We start from the raw sequence: 25,328 nt of genomic DNA on the forward strand, positions 1-25,328 counted from the left end.
GCCACCGTCGGTGCGGGTTCGTGCTGGTGTCGCGGCCCGTCAGCCGGCCAGGCCGGCCACCGGTGTCGGATCGAGCACGACCGTCGCCGAGGCCGTCTGCGGCGGCACGCCGGGCTCCGTCGGCGCGTCGGTGTACTCCGCGACGAACACCGCGGTCAGGTTGTCCGCGCCGCTGTGCCCACCGTCGAGGAAGGTGGGGATGGTGCCGGAGCATCCGGTCGCGGTGGAGAGCGGGTGCCCGTGCTCATCGTGGCCGAGCACGTAGGTGACCTTCACCCGCGAGCAGTCCACCGGCAGGTCGTCGGTGACCTTGACCTCGTACGCGACCGTCTGCCCGAACTGGAAGGGCTGCCCGGCCACCGGGGCGACGAACTCGATGACCGGCGCGGTCGGCCCGACCACCAACGGCAGGGTCGCCGAGGCCGAGCGTCCGGTGCGGTCCGTCACCTTGAGCGTCGGTGTGTACGAGCCGTTCTCCTGGAACGTCCACGTCGGATTGGGGTTGGTGCTGTCCACCGAGCCGTCCGCGTCGAAGTCCCACGCGTAGCTCAGCTTGTCGCCGTCCGGGTCGGTGGTGCCGGCGCTGGAGAACGCCACGGTCAGCGGGGCCTGCCCGACGGTCGGCGTACCGCTGATCTTCGGGATCGGCGTCCGGTTGCCCCGGACGAAGTCGATCCGCGACAACTGCGCGTCCGGGTTCTCGGCGAAGTACCCGTCGCCGTACTCCAGAACGTAGAGCGCGCCGTCCGGACCGAACTCCATGTCCATCGGGTTGTCCACCACGATCGACGGCGCCACCGGCCGGATGTCCGTGACGTCGCCGTCGGCGTCGAGGCGGAACTCCTTGATGTAGTCCCGGGTCCACTCGTAGAACAGCGGCACCCCGTCGTAGTACGCCGGCCACCGGGTACGCGACGTGCTGGTCCCGTCGTACTCGTACGCCGGGCCGCCCATCGGGGCGATGCCACCCGTGCCGAGCTGCGGGAACTCGGCCGAGGCGGCCGCCGAATACCAGACCTGCGGGGCCTCGACCGGCGGCAGCACCCGCTTGCCGGTGTTGTGCGGTGAGTCGTTGACCGGGCGCGCGCAGTTGAACTTCGGACCGGACTCGCCGGTGGCGAAGTCGTAGTCGCGGTAGGCGATGGTCGGCGTCACGCAGTACGGCCAGCCGTAGTTCGCCGGCTTGTCGACCACCATCCACCGGCCGTGTCCGGCCGGCCCGCGCTGCGGGTTCGCCGTGGAGGCGTCGGGGGAGTAGTCGCCCACGTACACGTTGTCGGTGCGCCGGTCGACGACGAACCGGAACGCGTTGCGCAGCCCCATCGCGTAGATCTCCGGTCGGGTCTGCGCGGTGCCCGGCTTGAACAGGTTGCCCGCCGGCACCGTGTACCCACCACCGGCCTTCACCTTGATGCGCAGGAGCTTGCCGCGCAGGTCGTTGGTGTTGGCCGCGGTGCGCTGGGCGTCGTACGCCGGGTTCCGGTCGGCCCGCTCGTCGATCGGGACGTAGCCGTCGGAGGCGAACGGGTTGGTGTCGTCACCCGTCGACAGGTACAGGTTGCCCTTGCTGTCGAAGTCGACCTGACCGCCCACGTGGCAGCAGATGCCCCGGTCGGTCGGCACGTCGATGATCTGCTGCTCGCTGGCGAGGTTGAGTTTCATCCCCTCCAGCTTGAACCGGGACAGCCGCAGCGCGCCCTTGAACCGCTGCCAGTCGGCCTCGGTGCCGGTCTCCGGCGCGTCTCCCTCGTTGACACCCGGGGTGGCCGGGTCGTCCACCGGAGTGTCCATCGGCGGCGAGTAGTACAGGTACACCCATTTGTTCTGGGCGAAGTTCGGGTCGATCGCGATGCCCTGCAACCCCTCCTCGTCGTGCTGGTACACGTCGATGTCGGCGGCGAGGGTGTTGAGCCCGGTGCGCGGGTCGTGGATGCGTACCTCGCCGGTCCGGGAGGTGTGCAGCACCCGCAGGTCGGGCAGGACGGCGAGGCTCATCGGCTCGCCCGGGAAGTCGTTGAGCGTCACCTTCTGGAAGCTGCTGTCCGGTGGCGGAGCCGGCGCGGCGGTCGCCGCCGTCGTCGGCGCGACCAGGCCGGCCGTCACCAGGAGCAGGGCGGACGCGAATGCGGTTTTGTTCATCAAATAGCCCTTCACGGTGCTCAGTACCGGAGCGAGGCGAGATAGTCGAAGCCGACCCGGGCGGTCTCGAGGGCGTCGGCCGGCACCCGCGGCGAGGTGCCCGCGTCGTCGCGCTCCACGATGTACTCCTCGATGCCCGCCTCGCGCTCGTGGGCGAAGATGCGACCGAAGTCGATGACGCCGTTGCCGAGATCGGCGAAGCCACCCTCGACGTCCAGGTCCTTGACGTGCACCTGACGGATCCGCCCGCGGTTCTCCCGGATCACGTCGACCGGGTCGTGTGCTCCCCGCCAGGTCCAGTAGAGGTCCAGCTCGAAGTGGACCAGCCGGGGATCGGTCTGCCCGGTGAGGATCTCGAAGCCGGTCGACCCGTCGGTCAGCGGCACGAACTCCAGTTGGTGGTTGTGGTAGCCGAAGTCGAGGCCCGCACGCTCGGCGAGCCGGCCGGCCTGGTTGAGGTCCCGGGCCAGGGCGCGGTAGATGGCCGGGTCCCGGTACGGGCGGCCCTCGGCGTCCCGACCGAAGTACGGGTGCACGATCTTCTTGGAGCCCAGCGTGTTCGCGTCGGCGAGGGCGCGTTCCCAGGTGGCGGCGTCGAACGGCTGGGGGATACCGGTGTGCCCGGAGGTGGCCCGCAACCCGGCGGCGTCGAGCGCGGCGCGGAACTCCGCGGCCGTACGCCCGACGAAGCCGGCGTGCTCCACCCGCCGGTAGCCGATGCGACGCAGGGCGGCGAGGGTGCCCGGCAGGTCGGCGGCGAGCTGGTCGCGCAGGGTGTAGAGCTGGATGCTGATGCGGTCCACCGGCACCCGACGCCGGCCGTGGGACTGACCCGCGGCGGCGGTGTCACCGGCAGGCGCCGCGTTGGCCGGGCCGGCGAAAAGCCCGGCGGCGCCGACAGCGGCGGCGGAGACGGTCGCGGCGCGGAGCAATCCTCGCCGACTGACCGACTCGGACGCCCCGGTCGACTCCGAGCGGTTGGCCTGGTGATCCATGGTGGTGGTTCCTTCCTGACGGATGGCGTGCCGTCGGCAGCGGTCAACCGGCTGCCCGTACCGGGACGCGCCGAACCGGCCGGAGATGTGCTCCGGCGTGGACGGTGTGGACGACGCGTTGTTCCGCGGTCGGGGACCCTGTGGGCGGACCGCGGCCGACCCCGGCAGGGGCGGCAGGCAGGCTGATCGACGAATGGGCAACCCTCTATCTGAAAAGCGACCCTACCCTTGACTATGGACAAAGGCAAAGCTCCCTCGCGATCAGCAGAAGTTTCGCTCCACCTGACAAAAGTCCGCCCACCAGGTGCGGGACCCCAGGATCCCCGCCCGCCTCCACCCGCGCCGATCTTGCACTTTCTGCGCCGACATGCCGGGCATACCGGGTCCTAACGGCAACCGAAAGTGCAAGATCGGCGCAGAGGGGGCGGGCGGGAGGCGCGGGGCCTTGCCTTTTGTCACGCCCGGCCCGCCGCCGCGCGCCCCGCGCCTGCCGCGTGCGCCCCGCGCCTGCCGCGTGCGCCCCGCGCCTGCCGCGTGCGCCCCGCGCCTGCCGCGTGCGCCCCGCGCCTGCCGCGTGCGCCCCGCGCCTGCCGCGTGCGCCCCGCGCCTGCCGCGTGCGCCCCGCGCCTGCCGCGTGCGCCCCGCGCCTGCCGCGTGCGCCCCGCGCCTGCCGCGTGCGCCCCGCGCCTGCCGCGTGCGCCCCGCGCCTGCCGCGTGCGCCGTGATCGCGCTCGATCCAGGATGTAGGGGCCTCGTTGATGTCTCGAAGCCACTACTTCCTGGTTCGAGCGTGATCTTGAGACCTATGAGCCGGACCCTCGTCCCTCGCGCAGGGTCGATCGCTGCTCGTGGGGTCGAGGGCGTGCCAAGATCCACGCAACATCGGGGATCTTGCTGCCTCCCGCGCACCGGAGCCAGCAACATCGGGGAAACTGCGCGGATCTTGCCCAGCCCGGCCCTGCCCGGCCCTGCCCGGCCCTGCCCGGCCCTGCCCGGCCCTGCCCGGCCCTGCCCGGCCCGGCCCTGCCCGGCCCTGCCCGGCCCTGCCCGGCCCTGCCCGGCCCTGCCCGGCCCGGCCCTGCCCGGCCCTGCCCGGCCCTGCCCGGCCCTGCCCTGCCCTGCCCGGCCCTGCCCTGCCCTGCCCTGCCCTGCCCAGCCCAGCCCAGCCCAGCCCGGCCCGGCCCGGCCAGGCCCGGCCCGGCCCGGCCCAGCCCAGCCCAGCCCGGCCAGGCCCGGCCCAGCCCTGCCCGGGCCAGCCCAGCCCTGCCCGGGCCAGCCCAGCCCAGCCCGGCCCGGCCGGTCCTGTGCTTGCTGCGTCAGTCGTGCACCTAGGGCGCAAGGTGCGGGAGTGGCGGCGGCGTGGTCGGACGGGACGTTGCGGGTCGGCGGGCGTGCGGACGGCCGGAGACTACCCACAACCGGCAGAGGTGCGCTTTCTCGGCAAGCGGCTCAGCGGCGGAAAATGCGTCGATAAATGCGCTCGCGATTATCTCCGAATGCCCTGAATGCTCCTGTCGAGGCGGCCAGAATATGAGCGAGGGAAGCCGAAAACGGGGGGACTGAACATGACGTCTAGGCGGCGATTGACGCTGTTGGCGGTAACTGTCGCGGCCGCACCGCTCATGTTGGGCGGGTGCACGATCGGTGGGGATCCGGCGGCCGGGCCGGCCAAGCGGCGCGCCGCGCCGCCGGAACTCACCGTCACGCCGGGCGACAAGACCCGCGAGATCCCGGTCAGCGCCGAGGTCGGCACGGTGGTCAAGGGCGGACGGGTCACCGCCGTCCGACTCACCGACGACAAGGGCACGCAGGTCAAGGCGGAGCCACGTGAGGACGGCTCGGGTTGGGTGCCGAGCAAGCCGCTGCAGCCCCGGCGCACGTACACCGCGGAGGTGACGGCCACCGGCGACTCGGGCGCGACGACCACGCGGACCACCACGTTCACCACGATGGCCACGTCCACGAAGCCGCAGGTGACCAGCACGCTCTATTTCGTCGGCAACCGGACGTACGGTACTGCCATGCCGGTAACGGTGGCGTTCGACCCGGCAATTCCGAAAGAGGCCAGGGCGGATGTGCAGCGCCGGTTGTTCGTGAAGACGAATCCGCCGCAGCCGGGCACCTGGTCGTGGCTGGACGACGGGAGTCAGGTCTATTACCGGGCACCCGATTTCTGGCAACCGGGGACGACGATCAGCGTCCGGGCCGGCCTCCAGGGCCTGCCGATCGGCAAGAAGTTGATGGGGGACGCCGAGCGGACCGCGACGTCGAAGATCGGCAAGCAGGTCTCCCTGGAGATCGACAACGCCACGAAGCAGATGTCGGTGCTGCGCGACGGCAAGCTGGTCCGCCGGATCCCGGTCAGCCTGGGCAAGCCGAGCACGCCGAGTTCCAGCGGCAAGATGGTGATCATGGAGAAGCACGAGCGGACCACCTTCGACACCCGGGGTGAGCCGAACGGCGGCTACGTGGTCGACGTCGACGACGCCCAGCGGCTCACCTGGGGCGGCGAGTTCATCCACTCGGCCCCCTGGTCGGAGGGCGAGCAGGGCTACACCAACACCTCGCACGGCTGCGCGAACGTGTCGGCCACGGCCGCGGACTGGCTGATGGGCGTGACCCAGGTCGGCGACCTGGTCACCGTCAAGGGCACCGAGGTCGAGTTGCAGCCCGGCAACGGCTGGACGGCGTGGAACGTGAGCTGGGACGAGTTCGTCAAGGGCAGCGCGCTACCGGTACCTCCGGGGCTCAAGCCCGCGCCGGCCGCCCCGGCGCACCCGGGCGCGGTCGCCGGTGGGTCGCCGGCCCCGGCGCCCTCGGTGAGCGGCCGCTGACACACGCCCTCCGGGCCGGTCCACCCACGCGGTGGGCCGGCCCGTTCGCCCTCGCGGGGGCGGGACTCCCGCCGTCGGGGCCGGCCGCCGCCCGGCGGCGTGGGGCGCGGGCCAGGCTCTTCACCCCAGGGGTACGCGGGCCACGCCGGATCCGGTCAGGCTGCCCAACCACAGGTGGTCGCCGTGCTGTCGTACCCCGGTGATCATCGAGTAGTGCCCGGCCGGGCCGTGCAGCGTACGACGGACCGTGCCCTCGCCGTCGACGAGCGCGACCAGCCCGTAGCGGCGTGGCTGCGGCTGCATGGCGTCGGGCAGCAGCGCGGCGAGCTGGCGCAGCCGGGGGTGCGGCAGCAGCCGTTCGGCGATGGGCACGCGGGGGCTGGGCAGGGCGATCCAGTACGTCCCGTCGCCCACGGCGCAGAGATTGTCCGGGTACGCGGGCAGGTCGGCGAGCACCCGCACCCCGCCGCCCAGCTCGACGCGGAGCAGCCGGTGGGTGGTCGTCTCCACCAGCATCAGCGCCGATTCGTCGGGCGTCAGGGCGATGCCGTTGGGGAAGTACAGCCCGTCGGCCACGACCTCGGTACGCCCACTGCCCGGGTGGTGGGCCAGCACCCGGCCGTTGGGGCGGTGCTCCAGCAGGTCCCGTTTCCAGTGCGAGACCGGGAAGCGGTCCGACGAGTCGGTGAAGTAGACGGTGCCGTCGCGGGCCACCGTCGCGTTGTTGGCCAGGTGCACGGGCGGCGCCGTCCCGGTCAGCTCGCGGACCGTTCCGTCCGGCGTGACCCGCAGCAACCCCCGGTACGCGTCGCAGACGACCAGAGCCTCCCCGGACGGGTCCAGCTCGATCCCGAGCGGTCGGCCGCCGGTCTCGGCCAGGAGCCGTCCCCGGGTGCCGGCGGGCGCGTCGACCGGCCACCACCAGAGGTTGCCGTCCTCGTCGCCGCTCACGACCCGACCGGCCGGGTCGACGAGCACGTCCTCGGGCCCGACGGCCCCCTCGGGAAGGGGCAGGAGGTCGACCTGGTCGAGGCGGCGATCGGTGGCCGCCCACACGCCGCGAAGCGGAGGCGGGACGGTGGCCGGTTCGCGGACGGGCCGGATCAACCGTGGCGGCCGGGGTCGGGGGATCACCATCGGCTCATTCTCCAACGCCGATGTGGGTCGTACCGGATCCGGCGCGCCACCTGGCCGTTCGGCCGACCCCGAGGCCCTGACCTCCATCCTCGGGCGGATGAGGGGAAGCCTGGGGGATGACCCTGGACGTACCCGGAATCACTCCCCGGACGGGCGAAACTGTCGGTGGTGGGGGCTAGATTTCAGGGCATGGAAGAGCGCAGCGACCGGATCGACGTGCAGGTCAGCGTGGGTGACCAGGTGGTCCAGGTGCGGGTGACCGGTGAGGTCGACATCGCCACCGTGGCCGCGTTCCGGTCCGCGCTGTGGTCCGCGCCGGCGCGTCCGGTCGTCCAGCTCGATCTGTCCGGGCTCCGGTTGCTCTCCGCCGCCGGGGTGCGAGCCCTGCTGGCCGCGCATCTGCGTGTCCGGGCGCGGGGCGGCGAGCTGGTCGTGGTCGATCCGACGCCGATGGTGGCCCGCGTGTTGCGCGCTACCGGCCTGCACCGGGTGGTGCCGATCCTCGAGCCCGCCCGGGTGGTCGAGGCCGCCCGTCGTGGGACGCCGGCCGACCTGGTCGTGCCCGTCCGCCGTCCACCGGCCGCGCCCGGTGACCTGGTGCTGGCGGCCTGACTCTCAGGTGGCCGAGGGCCGCTGAGGTGTCGAGGTGCGGCGCCGCCTGACTGGACATGCCGCGACCGACGGCCGGGGACGCTGAGGTGCTGCGGAGCGACGCCGACCTTCTGCCGCTGTGCCTGACGTACGAAGGGGCCGCCCGGCGTCGAGCCGGACGACCCCCACGCCGTGTCGGTCAGCGCACGCCGAGCAGGTCGACGATGAAGATCAGCGTCTCGCCCGGCTTGATGACGCCAGCGGCACCGCGGTCGCCGTACCCCAGGTGCGGCGGGATGGTGAGACGCCGCCGGCCGCCGACGCGCATGCCGGCCACGCCCTGGTCCCAGCCGGCGATGACCTGACCGCCGCCGAGCGGGAACTCGAACGCCTCGCCCCGGTTCCACGACGAGTCGAACTCGCCGCCCGTGGAGTGCGACACGCCGACGTAGTGGACGCTCACCAACTGGCCGGGCTCGGCCTGCGGGCCGTCGCCGACGGTGATGTCCTCGATCACGAGGTCGGCCGGCGGCGCACCCTCGATCGGGCCCACCTCGGGCTTGCCCGATCGGGCGCCTGCTGCCTGGTTCATGCGGGATCTCCTGCCGTGTTGCGGTGTTGTGTCCGGTCACCGTCGATCCTGCCGGATCGCCGACGGCCGATGTACGCCACACCCGTGAACCGACCGCGGATGATCGACACCGCTACGGGCCCACGGCCGCACGCGCACGTTCGCGGGCGTCACCCCCGGGGGGGTGACGCCCGCGTCGGAGGGGCTCACCGGAGCCAGGGCGCCTGCCGGACGATCGGCAGCTTCGCCCACACCTTTCCGAGGCCCCAGGTGTCGCCGGCGTTGAGCAGGGCCAGGACGGCGAGCACCGCGGCGTAGATCAGGTGGTCGTCCATGAAGAGGTTGTTCTCCGGGGGCAGGACGGCGGTCCACATGAGGACCAGCAGCAGCCCGCCGGTGACGGCCGCGACCCGCATGCCGACGCCGAGCAGCAGCGCGATGCCGATCCCGGCGAGGCCGGCCATGAACAGCCAGTCCGCCCAGGCGGCGCCGGCGATGTTCGTGTAGATGTCCTTGAACGGGCCGGCGACCCCGAAGGTGAGGAAGCCCTTGGTGGGGCTGCCCCCGTTGATCCAGGCGTTCTTCGATTCGGTCTCGTGGCCGAGGCCGAACAGCTTGTCGAGGAAAGCCCAGAGGAAGATCCAGCCGAGCGCCAGCCGGGTGCCCGCCAGGACGTACCGGGCGGCCCTCTCCCGGGTGGTGCCGGCCGCCGGAGCGGTGGTCTCGGCGGTGGTCCGCTCGATCGTCGCGGTCATGGTGTCCACGTCCCTTCTCAGCCTCGCACCGCGCTTCCCGGTGGCACCTCCAGTGGACGCCCTCGGCCCCGGGGGGCGGCAGGGCCGACCGGACCGCACCGGCCCGGGACCTTGGACCCCTGACGGCTGGGCCTGGTGGCACCGCGTGGGGTGTCGACTTCGCCGGAGCGCCGACGGCGGGTGAGCCGCTCGCATAGGCTCGGGAGCGCCGGCCGGCGGGGGCAGCGGGCGGTGCGCCGTGGTCGATGCGGAGGGCACCGGTGGCAGAGGCGACGGTCACGGTGCCGCTGTGGGCCTGGGCGGCGGTCGGCGGTCTGCTCGCCGTGCTGCTGGCGATCGACGTGGTGGCGCACCGGGACAACCACGTCATCGAGCTGCGCGAGGCGTTGCTCTGGAGCGCCGTCTGGATCGGCGCGGGTCTTGCATTCGGGTTGGTCGTCTGGTGGGCGCTCGGCGGCGACCCGGCCGTCGCGTACTTCTCCGGCTATCTGCTGGAAAAGGCGCTCTCGGTGGACAACGTCTTCGTCTTCGCCCTGCTCTTCGGCTATTTCCGGGTGCCGGCGGGCTACCAGCACAAGGTGCTGTTCTGGGGTGTCGTCGGCGCGCTCGCCTTTCGCCTGGTGTTCGTCCTCGCCGGGGCCGAGCTGCTGGCCCGGCTCGCCTGGGCCGGGTTCGTGCTCGGCGCGTTCCTGATCTGGACCGGCTGGCGGCTGGCCGTACGGGGGGAACCGGACGTCGACCCGGACCGCGTCCTCGCCGTCCGGCTGTTCCGTCGGGTCGTGCCGACCGACGCCAGCTACCACGGTGACCGCTTCACCGCCCGGGTCGGCGGGCGTCGGGTGGCGACGTTGCTGTTCGTGGCGCTGGTCGCGATCGAGGCCACCGACGTGGTGTTCGCCGTCGACTCGGTGGCGGCGATCCTCGCCATCACCACCAACACGTTCCTCGTGTGGACGGCCGTCGCGTTCGCCGTCCTCGGGCTGCGCAGCCTCTACTTCTGCCTCGCGGGCCTGCTGCGGCACTTCGGTCACCTGCGGTACGGGCTGGCGCTGCTGCTGGCGTTCGCGGGGGTGAAGCTGATCCTCGCCGAGACGCCGGTGGGCAAGCTGCCGGTCTGGCTGACGCTCGCCGTGGTGCTGCTGACCCTGGCGGTCTCCATCTCGTCGAGCGTCGTGGCGGGCCGTCGGGCCGCGCGCTGACCCGCACGGACGCTCGGCTCACGGCCGGTCCGGCTCGACCCGGGCCGTCACGTCGAGGTGTGCGGGTGCGCAGCCGGCCGTCGTGGCGAACCGGTGGACGGCGGCATGGACGTGCTCGCGGACCCGCGCGGCGGGGGCGTCGCTGGTCAGGTCCACCTGGACCCACACGTCGGGTCGCGGTGGCGCGCCGGTGAGCACGACCCGGGCCCCGCGCACCCCGGCCGCCCGGACCAGGTCGCGTTCCAGGGCGCGGACGAGCACCTCGGTGGCCAGCCGGGTGCGACCGGGACGGTTCCCGGCGTGGCTCAGCATGCCCCGCAGGGGTCGGTCGGGTCGGCGTACCGTCCGGTGCAGCAGGCGCTGGCCGGCGACGGCGGTCAGCAGCCCGGCCACCGCGGCGGCCAGGGTGCTCCAGGGCGTCGCCAGCCGCCACGCGTCGACCAGGCCGCCGCCGAGCAGGACCGGGTCGGGGCCGCCGCCCGACAGCGCGCCGGCGCCGATCGCCAGCGCGGTCGCCCCACCGGCCACCAGCAGCAGCGCGACGATCGTCCACAGCAGGCGGTGTGCGGCGTCGGTCATGCCGGTCGCCGGGAGGGCAGCAGTCGGATCTCGACACGGTCGACGTGTGGCCGGGCGAGCCGGCGCAGCTCCTGGCGCACGGCGAACTCGACCTCGGCGCGGGCCGCGGGGTCGCCGGTGGCGTGCAGCCGGGGTCGCCACCGGTCGCTGTGGCGGCGGACGCGCGCTCTCGTCCGGCGTACGCCCGGGACGGTGTCCACCGCCTCGGTCAGTCGACGTTCCACACACCGTCGGCGCAGGTGCCAGCCGTCGCGTTCGTCGACCCGCAGCCGAACCGGCGTCCACCGGCGCAGTTGAGCGGCCAGAACGACGAGGCCCAGCAGGACGGCAGCGCCGGCCGCCGCCCGGACGCCCGGATCGGCCCAGTGGGTGCTGGTCAGCGCCTCGTACCAGCCGGGGCGGACGAGCGGTGGCGTCGGGACGTCGAGCGTCACCAGCAGCGCCTGCGCGGCCAGCAGGGCGCCCCCGGCCAGCAGGGCCACACCGAGCAGGAATGAGGCCACCCGGTTGACGGTCGCCATGGTCAGCTCTCCCCGCGTGGTCGGGGGGCGGGAAGCGGCCTCGTCCGAGCCGGGCACCACGAGATCCCGCACCGTGATCGTCACCGCGACGACGGTGTGGCCGGTGTCGGCGTACACCCGGTCGGCGACCGCGCGCCGGACCGCGTCGGCGACGGCGGGCACGCTGTGTCCGTACTCGGTGATGAGGTCGAGGTCGAGGCCCACGGTCCGGTCGTCCACGCGGACGGTGACCGGGCGGACGTCGCGGATGCCCGGCACCCGGCCGGCGGCGGCGACGGCGCTCCGACCGATCTGCGCTGCCGCGCCGGTGTCGCGGCGCGGTGGTTCGACGCCCGGCGGCGGGCCGTCGGCCGGCGTGGCACGGGTGTAGGGGGCCGCCCGGGAAGCCGGTGGTGTCGTTCCGCCCGATCCGTGCTCGGTCGACGGCGGATGGTCGGCTCGCCGGCCGGTCGCGGGTGCCGGGGCCGGCGCGGGTGCTCTCCCTCGCGTCGACGCGGCCCGCTCGGGGCGAGGGCGCCGAACCGCAGCTGTCGCGACATGCTCCGACCTCCCAGCCGATCCGCCTTCGGGCGACCTCGCTGGATACACCCCGGCGGGTCGACTGGAACGCAACAGCAGTGTGATACGGGTCACAGCAGGTTGGTCGGCGCTGGTGTGGCCCGGCGTTCCTCGGCTCGCTTCTACAACGTTGTAATGGGTGCCTGAGGGGACGCCGTGCGCCCACCCCCGGCCCGGCCGGCGGCGTGGGGTTGGCGTCGACGCCCTTCCCCGGGGTGGCGACGCAGCCCTGCGCGCCTTGACGTCCGGCACTGGCCGGGGCGACGATCCCAGTGACGAATATCGATGACGGGGGTCGTTGATGAGGAATCGGATCGTCTCGCTGGCCGTTGTGGCGCTCGTCGCCGTCACGGGTGCTCTCGCCGTGATTCTCCCGGCCTCCGCCGCCAGTGGGTGCGCGGCGGGGCTCCTGGTCCACGCCCGGTTCTCGTCGATGCTGCGTGGCGAACTCAGGGTGCACAGTTTCGGTCGGCCGCTCGCGGAGTGGACGCTGCGGTTCCCACTGCGCTACCCGACCGAGCAGATCAAGAACGTCGAGGGCGTGCGCTGGGAACAGCACGGCGCGCAGGTCACGATCCGTAACCTGCCCGGTGTCACGCTGCCGGCCGACCAGACGGTGTCCTTCCCGTATGCCATGACACACGGGGTGGTCTGGACCGAGCAGCCGCAGGACTTCACGCTCAACGGCGTTACCTGCACGACCTCCGTGCCCGCGCCTCCGCCCCCGTCGAGCCCGCCGACGTCGCCGAGTCCGCGGCCGAGCGAGTCGCCCAGCCGCACCCCCGACCCGAACCGTCCGTCCATCCGGATCACCAAGCCCGAGGTGGGTGACCACTTCTTCGCTCCGGCCACCATCACCGTGGAAGCCGCCGCCACGGCCGCGCCCGGCCGACGGATCACCCGCGTCGAATTCTTCGGCTGGGACAGCTGGTCGGACAGGATCTCGCTCGGCACCGACACGACCGCGCCGTACACCGCACGGTGGCCTGATCTGCCGGCCGGCCTCTACACCGTGAATGCCCAGGTGTACGACGACCAGGGCGCGACGCTGAGCAGCGAGAGGAGCGTTTCCGTACGGGTGTTGACACCGGGCGAGGAGCGGCAGGCGCCGTACGTCAGCGTGGTGCGCGACCAGCTCTGGGGCATCTCCCCGGTCATCGACACGGCGGCGCCCCGACGCCTGACGCCGCTCGCGCGCACCGGAGCGGAGGCCCGTTGCGTGCAGGGGCGGGGCATCTGGGACGGCGCGGTCGACGCCACCGCCGTGGCCGGGCTCGCCGCACGCGGCGTGCAGGCGGTGTACATCCCCCTCAACGAGGCCTGTTGGCTGGGTTTGTCGTACGTCGACCCCCGCTACGGCGGGGAGCCGTACCGGCAGGAGATCGTGGCGTACACGCAACGGTTGACGACCGCCGGTATCACGCCCATCGTCGCGCTCGCCTGGAGCCACGGCCGCTACACCGGGCCGGGGGCGACCTGCCGGGACGAACGCGCCGTCTGCGCCAAGCCGATGCCGGACGCCGCGTACGCGATCGACTTCTGGCAGAGCGTCGGTCAGACCATCCTCGGCGAGACGGTGGTGTTCGACCTGTTCACGGCCCCGTACCCGGATCGGGCCATCGCCGACCCGGCACTGGCCTGGACGTGCTGGCGCGAGGGCGACCAGGCATGCGCCGCGCTCGGCTATCCGACGGTCGGCATGCTGCAGTTGCTGGCCGCGCTGCGCAGCGGTTTCCGGGGCGTGGTGCTGGCCAGTGGCCTGAACGGCGGCAACGACCTGTCCCAATGGGCCACGTACGTGCCGGACGACTGGTATTACAACGTTGCGGCGGCGTGGCGGCCGACAGCGCCCGGTGGCTGCCACCCGCCGACCCTGCCGCAGGCGCCCGTCGTCGTCACGGCCGTCTGCCGCTAGCGCGGCGGCCGGCGGGCCGCGCCACCGGAACGGGTGATCGACCGCCTAGACTCGGCGCGGTTCGACCGACCGGCGGATGGATCAGGCAGATGACGAGCACCGACGAGCGCGGCTGGCTGCGGGCGTTGCCCGCCGATGGTGGACGCGACGCGCTGTTCAGCCGCGCCGGCCACCGGGTGTACGGGACGCGTCGGCTCAGCGAACTGGTGCAGGGGCGTCCGCCGGGTGTGACCGGCAGCCAGTGGGGCTCGGCCAGCCGAACGGCGTTCGACCTCGTGGTCTGCGCGCCGGACACCCAGCGGCCGGTCGTCGCCGTGACGGTCGGACCGGTCCCGCTGCCCGGGTCGGCCGAGCAGCGCGCCGAGCGGCTCGCCGACGCCGTGGGCGCGGCCGTCGGCCTGCCCGTGCTGCGCATCGGGTCGCCGACGCTGCGGGCCGCCGAGCACGGTCGGCGTCTGATCGAGTACGTGCTCGACGCGCGCGCCTACGCGGCGGGCGGCACCGGGGACGAGCCCGCCCCGGTGGGGTTCCGCGACATCCTCGGTCGGATGCCGGACGGGCGGACCGGCCCGGTGAACGACCTCGGCGCGTTGGCCCGGGCGGCGGCCGTCGAGGCGTACGTGGCCGGGCAGCTCGCCGACCCGATCGTGCGTGGGCTGCACGTGCGCTGGACCGAGGGCCGGGCGCAGGGGTGGAGCTGGGTCCAGCCACGCCTGGACGGCTGCCTCGTCGAGCGGGTGTCGATCACCGCGCAGCGCTTCTCCTGCGGTGTCGACGAGGCCCGTCTGGCCGAGGACCTCGCGACCGTCGCGATCGGTGAGCGGCTGCGCGTCGCCCGGCCGGAGGACCCGGATCTACTCGCGCGTGCGGACCTCACCGCCGAGATCGCCGCGTTGAGCCGCCGCCGCGACGAACTGGTGGGCGGTTTCGCCTTCGATCACCTCTGCGTGGACTGACCGGCGACTCTCCGCTGCCCAAGACCGCTCGGCTCCCGATCCGTTCGGGTGCCGAGCATTTTTCTTTGGGGTGGTTGAACCTTCCCCGTCGCCGTCCCGTACTCCTGCGCGAATGAAGAGGATCTCCCCAACCGCGTCGATCGGGCGCGGGCGACGGTGCGGAAAGGGCATCGTCGGCCGTCGACACGTTACCGGGTAGGTCGCGGTGGCCGCCACCGTGGCGTGCCATCTCACATCCGTCGGTCCGCCGAGGGCAGGAATCCACTACCGGATCGAGAAGGAGAGCAATTCGATGCGCAGGTCCACTCGGGCGCGCCGGTCACCCGGCATCGCGCGGAGCAAGCGTCTGCTGGCCGTTGTCGGCACGCTGGTGGTCTTCGGTGGAGTAGTCGCCGTCACCCAGATTTCGTCGGCCCAGGACCGGCGGACGAACAAGCCTCGGCCCGTCGCCGGGCAATGCGTGGAACCGAGCCCCGGCTCGACCGCGCCGAGCGGCACCTCGACCAGCCGTACGTGGCAGAACGGTCGGTGGGTGCGCAACCACTGGGGTGACGGTCAGGAGTCGGTCGCGGAGTGCGAGGACGGAAAGGACGGCACGGTCGGCACCGGCTCGGCCATCGCCTGTCCGGATGTCCTGTCCAAGCTGCCGCAGGTGCCGGAGCGGGCGCGCGCCGAGGTCGACCGTAACCTCGCGCAGCTGCAGACCCAGATCGCCGAGGCCGACCGCCGGCTCGCCGCCGAGGGCAACAAGGGTCAGGCGTTCATCAACAACGCGATTCTGCGGCCGTTGGCCGACAAGCGTAAGGCGGTTCTGGACCGCATCACGACCGCCATCGACCGGGTCGGGCCCCGCCCCCAGGGCCTGGCGCAACTCGCCCAGTGTCAGGTGCAGCCGACCGGTAACAACAACGGTGGCGGCAGCAATGGCGGGAACACCGGCGGCGGTACCAACAACGGTGGGAACACCGGCGGTGGCAACAACGGCGGCAACGCCCCCGGCGCTGGCCTCGGTGTGCTGGCCAACAACTGCGACGAGAGCAAGTTGGAGCCGCACAACGGTTTCCAGCTCGGCAACCGTTGTGTGAGCACCGAGTTCGGTGAGGTCGGCGCCGCCGCCAACAACCCGTCGCTGCTGATCACCCAGTTCCCGCAGCAGGTCGGCCGCAACCAGCCCTTCACCCTGCGGGTCAGCACCAAGAACCTGGTCCGGGACCGGTTCCTGGCGGCCGGCCAGGGTGGCTACTACGTGGAGAGCTCGCTGCTCAACGACCAGGGCCTGGTCCGGGGTCACTTCCACACCGCCTGCCGGATGCTGGACAGCCTGACCGCTCCGCCCGAGCCGCAGGAGGTGCCGGCGTTCTTCGTCGCCACCGAGGACGGCCGCGGTGGCGCCCAGCCGGACGAGGTGACCATCCAGATCCCGGGTCTGCCGGAGTCGGGCACCGCGCAGTGCTCGGTCTGGGCCGGTGACGGCTCGCACCGTCTGCCCATGATGGAGCGGGCGAACCAGACCCCGGCGTTCGACTCGATCCGCGTCACCGTCAACTGACCGGTCGATGAGTGGCCGGCCACCCGGGTGGACAGCACCCCGGGTGGCCGGCCACGCACACAGCGACGGGGTCCCGCCGTTTTGGCGGGACCCCGTCGCTGTGCCGCGTGTCAGCGGTTCTTGTACGCCTCGACGACCTCGACCGGGATCCGGCCCCGCTCGGAAATTTTGTAGCCGTTCTTGACGGCCCATTCCCGGATCGCCCGGTTTTGTTCGCGGTCCATTCCCGCGCCGGTGGGTCGCCCCGGCCGCCGAACTGTCCGCGTGTTCTCCGCCGGGCCTCGGCCGATCCGCCGGCCCGCATTGATGTATGGGTCCAGCGCCTTACGCAGGACACCCGCATTCTCGTCCGAGACGTCGATGGTGTACGCGACGCCGTCGAGACTGAACTCGACCGTCCGATCGGCCTTCCCGCCGTCGAGGTCGTCGGTCAGCACCGTGATTACTTTTCTCGCCATTGCCGATTACTCCCTGTGTGTGGCGGGATGTTTCCAAAGTCTGACCTATCACCCGGGGAATCCGCAACAATGTGCGTGCCATTCATTTCGGCGCGTCGCGATTCAGCGGGGCACAAAACAGCGGACTGGCCGTAATCGCAGGTCGCGGTGCGGTGTCAATCGGTGAGCAGACCGGCGTGGCCGGCCACCGCCGCCGCCTCCGCCCGGTTGGAGACCCGCAGCTTGCGCAGCAGAGAGGCGGTCATTCGTTTCACCGTCCGTTCCGACACGTGCAGTTCCTCGGCGATGTCGACGGTGCTGCGCCCGGTCGCGATCGCCCGCAGCAGACGGCGCTCCTCGGCGTCGAGGTCGACGGACGCCGCTCGGGCGGGTCCGAGCAGGGCGCGCAGCAGTTCCGCCGGCAGGACCGCCCAGCCGTCGAGGATGGCCAGCAGCGGGGGTAGCAGCTCCTCCGGTTCGCTGGTCTTCGGCAGAAACCCCTCCGCGCCGGCCCGTAGCGCCTCCAGTGCGGGCGCTGGGTCGGTCGAGCCGGACATGGCGACCACCCGTACGCGGGGGGTGGTCCGCCGGATGGCCGCCACCGCCCGGACGCCGCCGGGTGGTGGCATGTGCAGGTCGACCAGCGCGAGGTCGGGATGGCAACGACTGATCATGCTGGCCGCCGCGGCGGCGTCCCCGGTCGAGCCGACCACCTCGGCGCGTCCGTCGGTGGTCACCGGAAGCAGCAGCTCCAAGCCACGGACGAACAGGGGGTGATCGTCCACGACAGCGAGTCTGAGGTTGGGGGCGTCCGGCATGTCTGGGCCGTTCCCCAGCGGGTACCGATCATGCGGGTACGCACCGATCGGGGGGAGTCGGATGGATGCGCGCACGCCAGGGGTGGCAGGGCTTGTTGCGAGGATTGCGACGTACCGGGTCCGGACCGGGCATCCCACCCTCCCCGGCGGTCGACGCGGACCTGCTGCTGCGGGTGTTGTGTCACGAGTTCCGTACCCCGGTCAGCGCGCTGACGTCGTTGACGCGGGCGCTGGCCGATGACCACCGGCCGCTGACCGGCGCGGACCGGCGGGCGGTCAGCGCGCTGGCCCGCGACCAGGCCGTCCACCTACAGGGCCTGCTGCGCGACGCGACGGCCGGCGCCGGCGTGCTGACGCCGGTGGCCGAACCGGAGGCGACCGTGCCCCTGGTCGGCCTCCTGCGTGAGGCGGCCGCGCTCGTGCCGGCGGGCCGGCGTCGGGTCCGCGCCACCCGACGTGCGGCCTCCTGGCCGGTACCGGCCGGTCGCACCCGGCAGGTGCTGGGCAACCTGGTGGAGAACGCGCTGCGGCACGGGCCGGCCAACGGGCCCGTCGGGCTCTACGCCGCGTTGCGCGGCCCCGGCCTGAGCATCGTGGTCACCAACGAGGGGCGGGTGGACGACGGGCTGCTGGTGGCGCTGCGCCGTCCGGCCCCCGTGGTCGGGATGTCCGGTCTGGGGTTGTGGATCGTGCGGCACCTGGTGGCCGCCGATGGGGAGCGCTGCGGGCGCACCGGTTGCGCCCGCGGGGCGTGGCGCTGGAGGTGCTGCTGCCGGCAGTCGGTCCGCTGCGCTGACCCGCGCGGGACACGCATTGGCCCGGCCGGGTCAGCGGGATGGGAATCGTCCTTGGCGCCAGCCACCCGGTGCCGAGGAGGTCGCATGTTCAGTCACGTCAAGGACCTGCAGTTCGAGGCCAAGCCGGACGCTCCGGACGCTGCGTTCGCCCGCCGTCTTCAGGAGGTGCTGGGCGGCAAGTGGGGCGAGATGACCGTCGCCAACCAGTACCTCTTCCAGGGCTGGAACTGCCGACTCCCCGGTAAGTACAAGGACCTGCTGCTCGACGTCGGCACCGAGGAGGTCGGCCACGTCGAGATGATCGTGACGATGATCAGCCGGTTGCTGGACAGCGCGCCGCTGGCGCTGTCGGAGGCCATCGCGGACAACCCCGGGGGCGGGGCGGTCTACGCCGGGTCGAACCCGGCGCATTTCATCCACGGCGGGGGCGGGGCGCTGCCCGTCGACGCCAGCGGGGTGCCCTGGAACGGCTCGTACGTCACCGCGAGCGGCAACCTCCTGGCCGACTTCCAGCTCAACGTCACCGCCGAGGCGCAGGGCCGGTTGCAGGTCGCCCGGCTGTTCAACATGACCGACGACCCCGGGGTCAAGCAGATGCTGCGCTTCCTGCTGGCCCGCGACACCATGCACCAGAACATGTGGCTGGCGGCCATCGAGCAGCTGAAGGAGGACGGCCTGGAGGAGATGCCGGTGCCGGACGCCTTTCCGGACTCGGAGGAGTTCACCGACGAGTTCGGCTACACCTACCTGGGCTTCTCCTCGGGCACCGACGCCGCCCAGGGGCGGTGGGCGTCCGGGCCCGCGCCGGACGGCAAGCGTGAGTTCCGGTACGACGACAACCCGCGCGCGAACGCCCCGGAGCCGGTGTTGCCGCCCGGTGACCCGCGGCTGTACGGCACCAACCCGGGCGGCTCGGCCGGGTCGTGAACACCGTCACGAGGTCGACCGGTGTCGGACCGGTCGTCCCACGCGGGACGGCCCGGCGGCACCGGATCTGTCGGTCGACGAAGGAGGAGAAGCGCATGTCTGTCGTCGCGCCCGCCCGCGAGTCCGCGGCGGTCCCGCTGTCGCGTACCCGGGTGAAGTTGGTCGTCTGCACGGTGCTGACGGCGCTCGCCGTGGGGGTCGGGTTGCCCGCCCGGGTGGTCCTCGCGCTGGCGCTGACCAGCCTGGCCATCCCCGTCGCCGTGGCGCTGGCCGGAGGCGGCCGGGCGGTGCGGGAGCTGCTGCTGCCGGGTCACCGCCGGGCCCCGGACAGTGGCCTGGGTCACACACCGGAACAAGGGGAACGCTTTGTTACTTGAGTGAGACACGCTCAACTCAATGGATAGCAGGTGTTCGATGGCAACTCTTCCGGTTCTGCCCCTGACCGACGCCGTGCTGCTGCCCGGCATGGTCATCCCGGTGACCCTCGACCCGACCACCCAGGCCGCCATCGACGCGGCACGGACGACCGGCGACCGCAAGCTGCTGGCCGTCCCGCGTATCGACGGCGAGTACGGCCCGATCGGCGTGGTCGCCACCATCGAAAAGGTCGGCCGGCTCCCCGACGGTGAGCCCGCCGCAGTCGTCCGTGGCCTGTCCCGCGCGCGCATCGGCTCCGGCGTGCCCGGTCCCGGCGCGGCGCTCTGGGTCGAGGCGACCGAACTCGACGAACCCGCTCCCGCCGGCCGCGCACGTGAGCTCGCCCGCGAGTACCGCGCCCTGGTGACCTCCGTGCTCCAGCAGCGGGGCGCCTGGCAGGTCATCGACGCCGTGGAGCGGATGACCGACCTCTCCGAGCTGGCCGACTCGGCGGGCTACGCGCCGTGGTTGACCCTGGAGCAGAAGACCGAACTGCTCGCCGCGCCGGACGTCACCGCCCGGCTGGAGCTGCTGGTCGGCTGGGTGAAGGACTACCTGGCCGAGCAGGAGGTCACCGAGCAGATCAACAGCGACGTCCGCGAGGGCCTGGAGAAGTCGCAGCGGGAGTTCCTGCTGCGCCAGCAGCTCGCCGCGATCCGCAAGGAGCTGGGCGAGGACGAGCCGGACGGCTCCGCCGACTACCGCTCCCGGGTGGAGAGCGCCGAGCTGCCGGACAAGGTCCGCGAGGCGGCCCTGCGCGAGGTCGGCAAGCTCGAGCGGGCCAGTGACGCCTCCCCGGAGGCGGGCTGGATCCGTACCTGGCTGGACACCGTGCTCGAGATGCCGTGGAGCACGCGTACCCAGGACAACACCGACCTGGCCGCGGCCCGGGAGGTGCTCGACGCCGACCACGCCGGTCTGTCCGACGTGAAGGACCGCATCCTGGAGTACCTGGCCGTGCGCAACCGCCGTGCCGAGCGCAACCTCGGCGTGGTCGGCGGACGCGGCTCCGGCGCGGTGCTCGCCCTCGCCGGCCCTCCCGGGGTCGGCAAGACCAGCCTCGGCGAGTCCGTGGCGCGGGCCCTCGGGCGTAACTTCGTCCGGGTGTCGCTCGGCGGCGTCCGCGACGAGGCGGAGATCCGCGGCCACCGGCGCACCTACGTGGGCGCGCTGCCCGGCCGGATCGTCCGGGCCCTGCGCGAGGCCGGCTCGATGAACCCGGTCGTGCTCCTCGACGAGGTGGACAAGCTGGCCGCCGGCTACGCCGGTGACCCGGCCGCCGCCCTGCTGGAGGTGCTCGACCCGGCCCAGAACCACACCTTCCGGGACCACTACCTGGAAGTCGACCTGGACCTGTCCGACGTGCTCTTCCTCGCCACCGCCAACGTGGTGGAGTCCATCCCCGGCCCGCTGCTGGACCGGATGGAGCTGGTCATGCTGGACGGGTACACCGAGGACGAGAAGGTCGCCATCGCCCGTGACCACCTGCTGCCCCGGCAGCGGGAGCGGGCCGGGTTGACCGACGACGAGGTGACCGTCGCCGACGAGGCGCTCGCGCTGATCGCGGGGGAGTACACCCGCGAGGCCGGTGTCCGGCAGCTCGAACGGGCCCTGGCCAAGATCCTGCGCAAGGTGACGGTGACGCTGGCGACCGACCCGTCGCCGGTACGCGTCGACACCGACAACCTCAGCGGCTATCTGGGGCGGCCGAAGTTCACCCCGGAGTCGGCCGAGCGTACGGCGGTTCCCGGTGTCGCCACCGGGCTCGCGGTGACCGGCGCCGGCGGCGACGTCCTCTTCATCGAGGCGACGAGCATGGAGGGCGAGCCGGGACTGACCCTGACCGGTCAGCTCGGCGACGTGATGAAGGAGTCGGCGCAGATCGCGCTGTCGTACCTGCGCTCCAACGGGCGACGGCTCGGCATCGACCCGAACGCCCTGGCCGGGCGGCGGATCCACGTCCACTTCCCGGCGGGCGCGGTGCCCAAGGACGGCCCCAGCGCCGGCATCACCATGGTGACGGCCCTGGCGTCGCTGGTCACCGGCCGGCCGGTCCGTCCCGAGTTCGGGATGACCGGTGAGGTGACCCTCTCCGGTCGGGTGCTGCCGATCGGCGGGGTGAAGCAGAAGCTGCTCGCCGCGCACCGGGCCGGCCTCACCGAGGTGATCATCCCGGCGCGCAACGAGCCGGACCTGGACGACCTGCCGGCCGAGGTGCGCGAGGCGCTGACCGTGCACACCCTGGCCGACGTGGCCGACGTGCTCGCCCTGGCGCTGCGCCCGGCCGACGTCCAGGCGCTGGACGGACCGGCGCTCTTCACGGTCTGACGCTCCACCACGATGACCCCCGCCGTCCGTCGACGGCGGGGGTCATCGGCGTCCGTGCATCGAGGGCTAGTGTCTGTTCCGCTCGATGCGTCGACCACCTCTCCGCCGCGAGGCGGTGCCCCCGGAGGTAACCCCCGTGAACCTGGTGCTCTGGATCATCCAGATCCTGCTCGCCGTCGTCTTCGCCGGCGCCGGCCTGGCCAAGCTGACCCAACCCAAGGACAAGCTGCGCACCATGATGCGGTGGGTGGACCCGGTCCCGCCGTCGCAGGTCAAGGCCCTCGGCGCGGTCGAGGTGGCGGCCGCCCTCGGGCTCGTGCTGCCCGCGCTCACCGGCATCGCCACCGTGCTCACGCCGCTGGCCGCCGTCGGGCTGGTCATCGTCATGATCGGCGGCATCCTCGTGCACCTGCGCGACCGGAAGAAGCGGGAGACCGCGGCCGAGCGTCGGCTGGAGATCCAGGGCGCCATCACCTGCGCGGTGCTGCTCGTCCTCGCCGCCGTGGTGGCGTGGGGACGGTTCGGCCCGTACTCCTTCTGAAAGGCCCGTCGGCGACCGCCGTACCCGGGCGGTCGCCGACGGCTCAGCTCAGCGCTCGTCGCGTCCGCGGTCGCGGCGCACGGTCGCCTTGCGGCCCTTGATCGTGCTCTGGCGCAACCCGGAGATCACCTCGTCGGCGACGCCCTGCGGCACCTCGACCAGGGAGAACCGGTCGGCGATCTCGATCGAGCCGATGTCCCGGCCACGGATGCCGGTCTCGCCGGTGATGGCCCCGACCAGGTCCTGGGGGCGTACGCCCGCCCGCCGGCCCAGGCCGACGAAGACCTGGACGGTGTTGCCGCCCCCGGGGCGCGGCCGGCCGGCGCCCCCGCGCCGATCGCCACCCCGCCCGCCGAACTCCGCGCGACCCTCGCGCGGGGCGCGGACCGGAACCTGCGGAATCTCCTCCTCGTCGTCGGAGCCCGGCGACGTCACCTCGTGGGCCAGCTTCACGGCGGCGAGGGCGACCTCCATCAGGTCGAACTCGTCGGTCAGCGTCTCCACGATCACCCGGTACGGGTCGAGGTCGTCCTCCAGCAGGCTCTCCCGCAGCGCCGCCTGCGTCAGCTCCAGCCGGCGGGTCCGCATGTCCGCCACGGTCGGGATCTTGTCGATGGTGATCCGCTGGCCGGTCACCCGCTCGATGGTCTTGAGCATCCGGTGCTCGCGCGGCTCGGCGAGGGTGATCGCCACGCCCTCGCGTCCGGCCCGGCCCACCCGACCGATGCGGTGCACGTACGACTCGGGCGCCGACGGCACGTCGTAGTTGACCACGTGGGTGAGCTGTTCGACGTCCAGCCCACGGGCCGCCACGTCGGTCGCCACCAGCAGATCCGCCGTGCCGGCCCGCAGCCGGCCCATCACCCGGTCCCGCTGTTCCTGGCTCATCCCGCCGTGCAGCGCCTCGGAGCGGTAACCCCGGCCGTTCATCGTCTCGGTGAGCCGGTCCACCTCCTCGCGGCTGCGGCAGAACACGATCGCCGCCGTGGGCGACTCCACGTCGAGGACCCGGCCCAGCGCGGCCGGCTTGTGCGCGCGGGTCACGATGTACGCGCTCTGCCGGACCCGGGGCGCCTCGCCCGCCACCGGCTGCTCCCGGCCGATCTCGATGCGCACCGGCTCGGTCAGGTGCTGGCGCGCCATCCCGTCGATCCGCGACGGCATGGTGGCCGAGAAGAGGACCGTCTGCCGCTCGGCGGGCGCGTGCTCCAGGATCGCCTCGATGTCCTCGGCGAAGCCCATGTCGAGCATCTCGTCGGCCTCGTCCAGCACCACGGTGGCCAGGCCGCTCAGGCGCAGGGTGCCCCGGGCGATGTGGTCCAGCGCGCGCCCGGGGGTGGCCACGACCACGTCGACGCCGCTGTCCAGCGCCCGCAACTGCCGGCCGATCGGCTGTCCGCCGTAGATCGGCAGCACCCGCGCGCCCAGATCCTTGCCGTACCGGTGGAACGCCTCGGACACCTGCACCGCCAGTTCCCGGGTCGGCACCAGCACCAGCGCCACCGGGTCCCCGCCGTCGCGGTGGGGAGACATCCGGTGCAGCAGCGGCAGCGCGAACGCCGCCGTCTTGCCGGTGCCGGTGGCGGCCTGACCCAGCAGGTCCCGACCCTCGATCAGCGGTGGGATGGCCTCCCGCTGGATCGGCGTCGGCTCCTCGTAACCGAGGGCGGACAACGCGCCCAGCAGTTCGTCGCGCAGCCCCAGGTCCGTGAACGCGGTCACCTCGGGCTCGCTGGCGGTCGGTGCGTCGTGCTGTGCAGGTGCGGAACTCATGTGCCAAGCCTTTCATCACCCCGTCGAGGCCGCTGCGCCGACCGGCACAACATGCGGGCGGGGCCGCACGATCTGGGCGGATCATGCGTCGGTGGTGAGGATCGCCAGGATCATGATGCCGGCCAGTACGACGTCTAGGACCCCGCAGAACTCCGCGTAGCCGCGCGGCACCACCCGGCCGGTGCGGTGGCGCGCCACGTCCCAGCCGGCGTGCGCCAGCCACCCCAACGCCACCAGCCACGCCGCCGTCCGTCCACCGGCCATGATCCCGACCAGCGTCAGGGCGCCCCAGACGGCGAGACCGACGAGTTCGGTGGCGAGCACACCCGGCCCGCGCAGCGTGCGCCGGAACAGGCCGATCAGCAGATAGCCGCCGGGCAGCACCAGCATCGTCCACGGGCTGAGCACGATCGGGTCGAGCCACATGTCCGCGGTCAGCAGCAGTGCCAGCCCGGCCGGCCAACGGCGGGCCAGAGCCACCACGGCCGGGTGTCGACGGATCACCGCCGGCGACGCGTGCCGGTGCCGCACCGCCACCAGCACCATCGCCGGCACCATCAGCAGGTGCCCGCCGAGCAGCAGACCGCCGGCATCGAGCAGGCCGGCCCAGTACGGCACGAACAGCAGCAGGAACGGGACGTACATCGCGGCGGCCATCTCGCCGACCCCACGCCAGTGGTGCGCCCGGTAGCGCATCCACACCGTCATCCCGACGGTCATGGTGGTGGCCATCACCAGCGCGGCCACCTCCGGGCGGGCCAGCGCGCCGCTCGCTCCCAGAGCGGCACCGGCCAGCTCGACCAGCGGCCCGAGCAGCACCATCCCGGCGATCATCGCCAGCGCCATCTCGCCGAGATGCCACCACCAGCCCCGCCTCCCGCCGGTCCCCGCCGCGACCGGGGACGCCGGCTGGTCGCTCGGCAGCGGCGCGGTCAGGGGTACGACGGGTGCGGTGTCCGCGTACATCCGTGTCTTCTGCATGCCTCGACCC

At 72.7% G+C, this 25,328-nt stretch carries 21 protein-coding genes; 10 read left to right on the forward strand and 11 right to left on the reverse strand.

Translation table 11 applies throughout. The features are described 5' to 3' along the window. Nucleotides 1-39: 39 nt before the first annotated feature. Together ACQP0N_RS16080 and ACQP0N_RS16085 are read right to left on the reverse strand one after the other, a co-directional pair. The gene (locus ACQP0N_RS16080) at nucleotides 40-2,139 is read right to left on the reverse strand and encodes a PQQ-dependent sugar dehydrogenase (protein ID WP_433121198.1); all 2,100 of its coding nucleotides are present in this window, start codon (nucleotides 2,137-2,139) and stop codon (nucleotides 40-42) included. Between the two features lie 20 nt (nucleotides 2,140-2,159). Beyond that, on the reverse strand, nucleotides 2,160-3,134 hold the full coding sequence (locus tag ACQP0N_RS16085; RefSeq protein ID WP_357170445.1) for a sugar phosphate isomerase/epimerase family protein: 975 nt from the start codon (nucleotides 3,132-3,134) through the stop codon (nucleotides 2,160-2,162). Between the two features lie 1,565 nt (nucleotides 3,135-4,699). Here ACQP0N_RS16085 and ACQP0N_RS16090 point away from each other — a divergent pair. Next, entirely contained in the window at nucleotides 4,700-5,968 is a 1,269-nt protein-coding gene (locus tag ACQP0N_RS16090) for an Ig-like domain-containing protein (protein WP_433121200.1), read from the forward strand. A 120-nt stretch (nucleotides 5,969-6,088) separates the two neighbouring features. On the opposite strand, the gene ACQP0N_RS16095 is transcribed toward ACQP0N_RS16090, so the two are convergent. Then, nucleotides 6,089-7,105, reverse strand: a complete 1,017-nt coding sequence (locus ACQP0N_RS16095) for an SMP-30/gluconolactonase/LRE family protein (RefSeq protein ID WP_433121202.1) — start codon at nucleotides 7,103-7,105, stop codon at nucleotides 6,089-6,091. Between the two features lie 189 nt (nucleotides 7,106-7,294). On the opposite strand from ACQP0N_RS16095, the gene ACQP0N_RS16100 reads away from it, so the two are divergent. Then, nucleotides 7,295-7,717: an STAS domain-containing protein gene (locus ACQP0N_RS16100; protein WP_433121204.1), complete on the forward strand. Its 423-nt coding sequence runs from the start codon at nucleotides 7,295-7,297 to the stop codon at nucleotides 7,715-7,717. A gap of 178 nt (nucleotides 7,718-7,895) precedes the next feature. Here the strand turns inward: ACQP0N_RS16100 and ACQP0N_RS16105 are convergent, their stop codons facing one another. Both ACQP0N_RS16105 and ACQP0N_RS16110 read right to left on the reverse strand, forming a co-directional pair. Then, the gene (locus ACQP0N_RS16105) at nucleotides 7,896-8,288 is read right to left on the reverse strand and encodes an FKBP-type peptidyl-prolyl cis-trans isomerase (protein WP_357118979.1); all 393 of its coding nucleotides are present in this window, start codon (nucleotides 8,286-8,288) and stop codon (nucleotides 7,896-7,898) included. A 185-nt stretch (nucleotides 8,289-8,473) separates the two neighbouring features. Next, nucleotides 8,474-9,031, reverse strand: a complete 558-nt coding sequence (locus tag ACQP0N_RS16110) for a hypothetical protein (protein ID WP_433121206.1) — start codon at nucleotides 9,029-9,031, stop codon at nucleotides 8,474-8,476. A 236-nt stretch (nucleotides 9,032-9,267) separates the two neighbouring features. Between ACQP0N_RS16110 and ACQP0N_RS16115 the strand changes: the two genes are divergently transcribed. Next, a complete protein-coding gene (locus tag ACQP0N_RS16115) occupies nucleotides 9,268-10,221 on the forward strand; it encodes a TerC/Alx family metal homeostasis membrane protein (RefSeq protein WP_433121208.1) in 954 nt (317 codons plus the stop codon). Nucleotides 10,222-10,239: 18 nt separating this feature from the next. Here ACQP0N_RS16115 and ACQP0N_RS16120 read toward each other — a convergent pair whose 3' ends face one another. Continuing rightward, nucleotides 10,240-10,800, reverse strand: a complete 561-nt coding sequence (locus ACQP0N_RS16120; RefSeq protein WP_433121210.1) for a hypothetical protein — start codon at nucleotides 10,798-10,800, stop codon at nucleotides 10,240-10,242. Further along, nucleotides 10,797-11,540 carry an Asp23/Gls24 family envelope stress response protein gene (locus ACQP0N_RS16125; protein ID WP_433121212.1) on the reverse strand — a complete coding sequence of 248 codons (744 nt, stop codon included), beginning with the start codon at nucleotides 11,538-11,540 and terminating at the stop codon, nucleotides 10,797-10,799. Before ACQP0N_RS16125 ends, ACQP0N_RS16120 begins: the two co-directional genes overlap by 4 nt. A 640-nt stretch (nucleotides 11,541-12,180) precedes the next feature. On the opposite strand from ACQP0N_RS16125, the gene ACQP0N_RS16130 reads away from it, so the two are divergent. From ACQP0N_RS16130 to ACQP0N_RS16140, 3 genes are all read left to right on the forward strand, one after another. After that, a complete protein-coding gene (locus ACQP0N_RS16130) occupies nucleotides 12,181-13,794 on the forward strand; it encodes an Ig-like domain-containing protein (protein WP_433121214.1) in 1,614 nt (537 codons plus the stop codon). An 89-nt stretch (nucleotides 13,795-13,883) separates the two neighbouring features. After that, the gene (locus tag ACQP0N_RS16135) at nucleotides 13,884-14,750 is read left to right on the forward strand and encodes a hypothetical protein (RefSeq protein ID WP_433121216.1); all 867 of its coding nucleotides are present in this window, start codon (nucleotides 13,884-13,886) and stop codon (nucleotides 14,748-14,750) included. A gap of 292 nt (nucleotides 14,751-15,042) precedes the next feature. Continuing rightward, a complete protein-coding gene (locus ACQP0N_RS16140) occupies nucleotides 15,043-16,299 on the forward strand; it encodes a hypothetical protein (protein WP_433121218.1) in 1,257 nt (418 codons plus the stop codon). 110 nt (nucleotides 16,300-16,409) lie between these two features. On the opposite strand, the gene ACQP0N_RS16145 is transcribed toward ACQP0N_RS16140, so the two are convergent. Continuing rightward, the gene (locus ACQP0N_RS16145; protein WP_396797971.1) at nucleotides 16,410-16,757 is read right to left on the reverse strand and encodes a histone-like nucleoid-structuring protein Lsr2; all 348 of its coding nucleotides are present in this window, start codon (nucleotides 16,755-16,757) and stop codon (nucleotides 16,410-16,412) included. A 155-nt stretch (nucleotides 16,758-16,912) separates the two neighbouring features. Beyond that, a complete protein-coding gene (locus ACQP0N_RS16150; RefSeq protein ID WP_355052631.1) occupies nucleotides 16,913-17,521 on the reverse strand; it encodes a response regulator transcription factor in 609 nt (202 codons plus the stop codon). A gap of 98 nt (nucleotides 17,522-17,619) precedes the next feature. Between ACQP0N_RS16150 and ACQP0N_RS16155 the strand changes: the two genes are divergently transcribed. From ACQP0N_RS16155 to ACQP0N_RS16170, 4 genes are all read left to right on the forward strand, one after another. Further along, nucleotides 17,620-19,278: a manganese catalase family protein gene (locus tag ACQP0N_RS16155; protein ID WP_433121221.1), complete on the forward strand. Its 1,659-nt coding sequence runs from the start codon at nucleotides 17,620-17,622 to the stop codon at nucleotides 19,276-19,278. A 95-nt stretch (nucleotides 19,279-19,373) separates the two neighbouring features. Beyond that, nucleotides 19,374-19,655 (forward strand): hypothetical protein, encoded by a 282-nt coding sequence (locus ACQP0N_RS16160; protein ID WP_355052628.1) that lies wholly within the window; start codon nucleotides 19,374-19,376, stop codon nucleotides 19,653-19,655. Between the two features lie 37 nt (nucleotides 19,656-19,692). Continuing rightward, nucleotides 19,693-22,023 (forward strand): endopeptidase La, encoded by a 2,331-nt coding sequence (lon, locus tag ACQP0N_RS16165; protein WP_357118944.1) that lies wholly within the window; start codon nucleotides 19,693-19,695, stop codon nucleotides 22,021-22,023. An 85-nt stretch (nucleotides 22,024-22,108) separates the two neighbouring features. Then, a complete protein-coding gene (locus ACQP0N_RS16170) occupies nucleotides 22,109-22,564 on the forward strand; it encodes a DoxX family protein (protein WP_433121224.1) in 456 nt (151 codons plus the stop codon). Between the two features lie 48 nt (nucleotides 22,565-22,612). On the opposite strand, the gene ACQP0N_RS16175 is transcribed toward ACQP0N_RS16170, so the two are convergent. Continuing rightward, nucleotides 22,613-24,337, reverse strand: coding sequence for a DEAD/DEAH box helicase (locus tag ACQP0N_RS16175; RefSeq protein WP_355052625.1), 1,725 nt, complete (start codon nucleotides 24,335-24,337; stop codon nucleotides 22,613-22,615). Between the two features lie 81 nt (nucleotides 24,338-24,418). Then, nucleotides 24,419-25,318 carry a hypothetical protein gene (locus ACQP0N_RS16180; protein ID WP_433121226.1) on the reverse strand — a complete coding sequence of 300 codons (900 nt, stop codon included), beginning with the start codon at nucleotides 25,316-25,318 and terminating at the stop codon, nucleotides 24,419-24,421. Nucleotides 25,319-25,328: the final 10 nt, after the last annotated feature.

It is taken from the genome of Micromonospora sp. CA-246542, assembly GCF_050942905.1.
In the GTDB taxonomy this organism is placed as follows: domain Bacteria; phylum Actinomycetota; class Actinomycetes; order Mycobacteriales; family Micromonosporaceae; genus Micromonospora.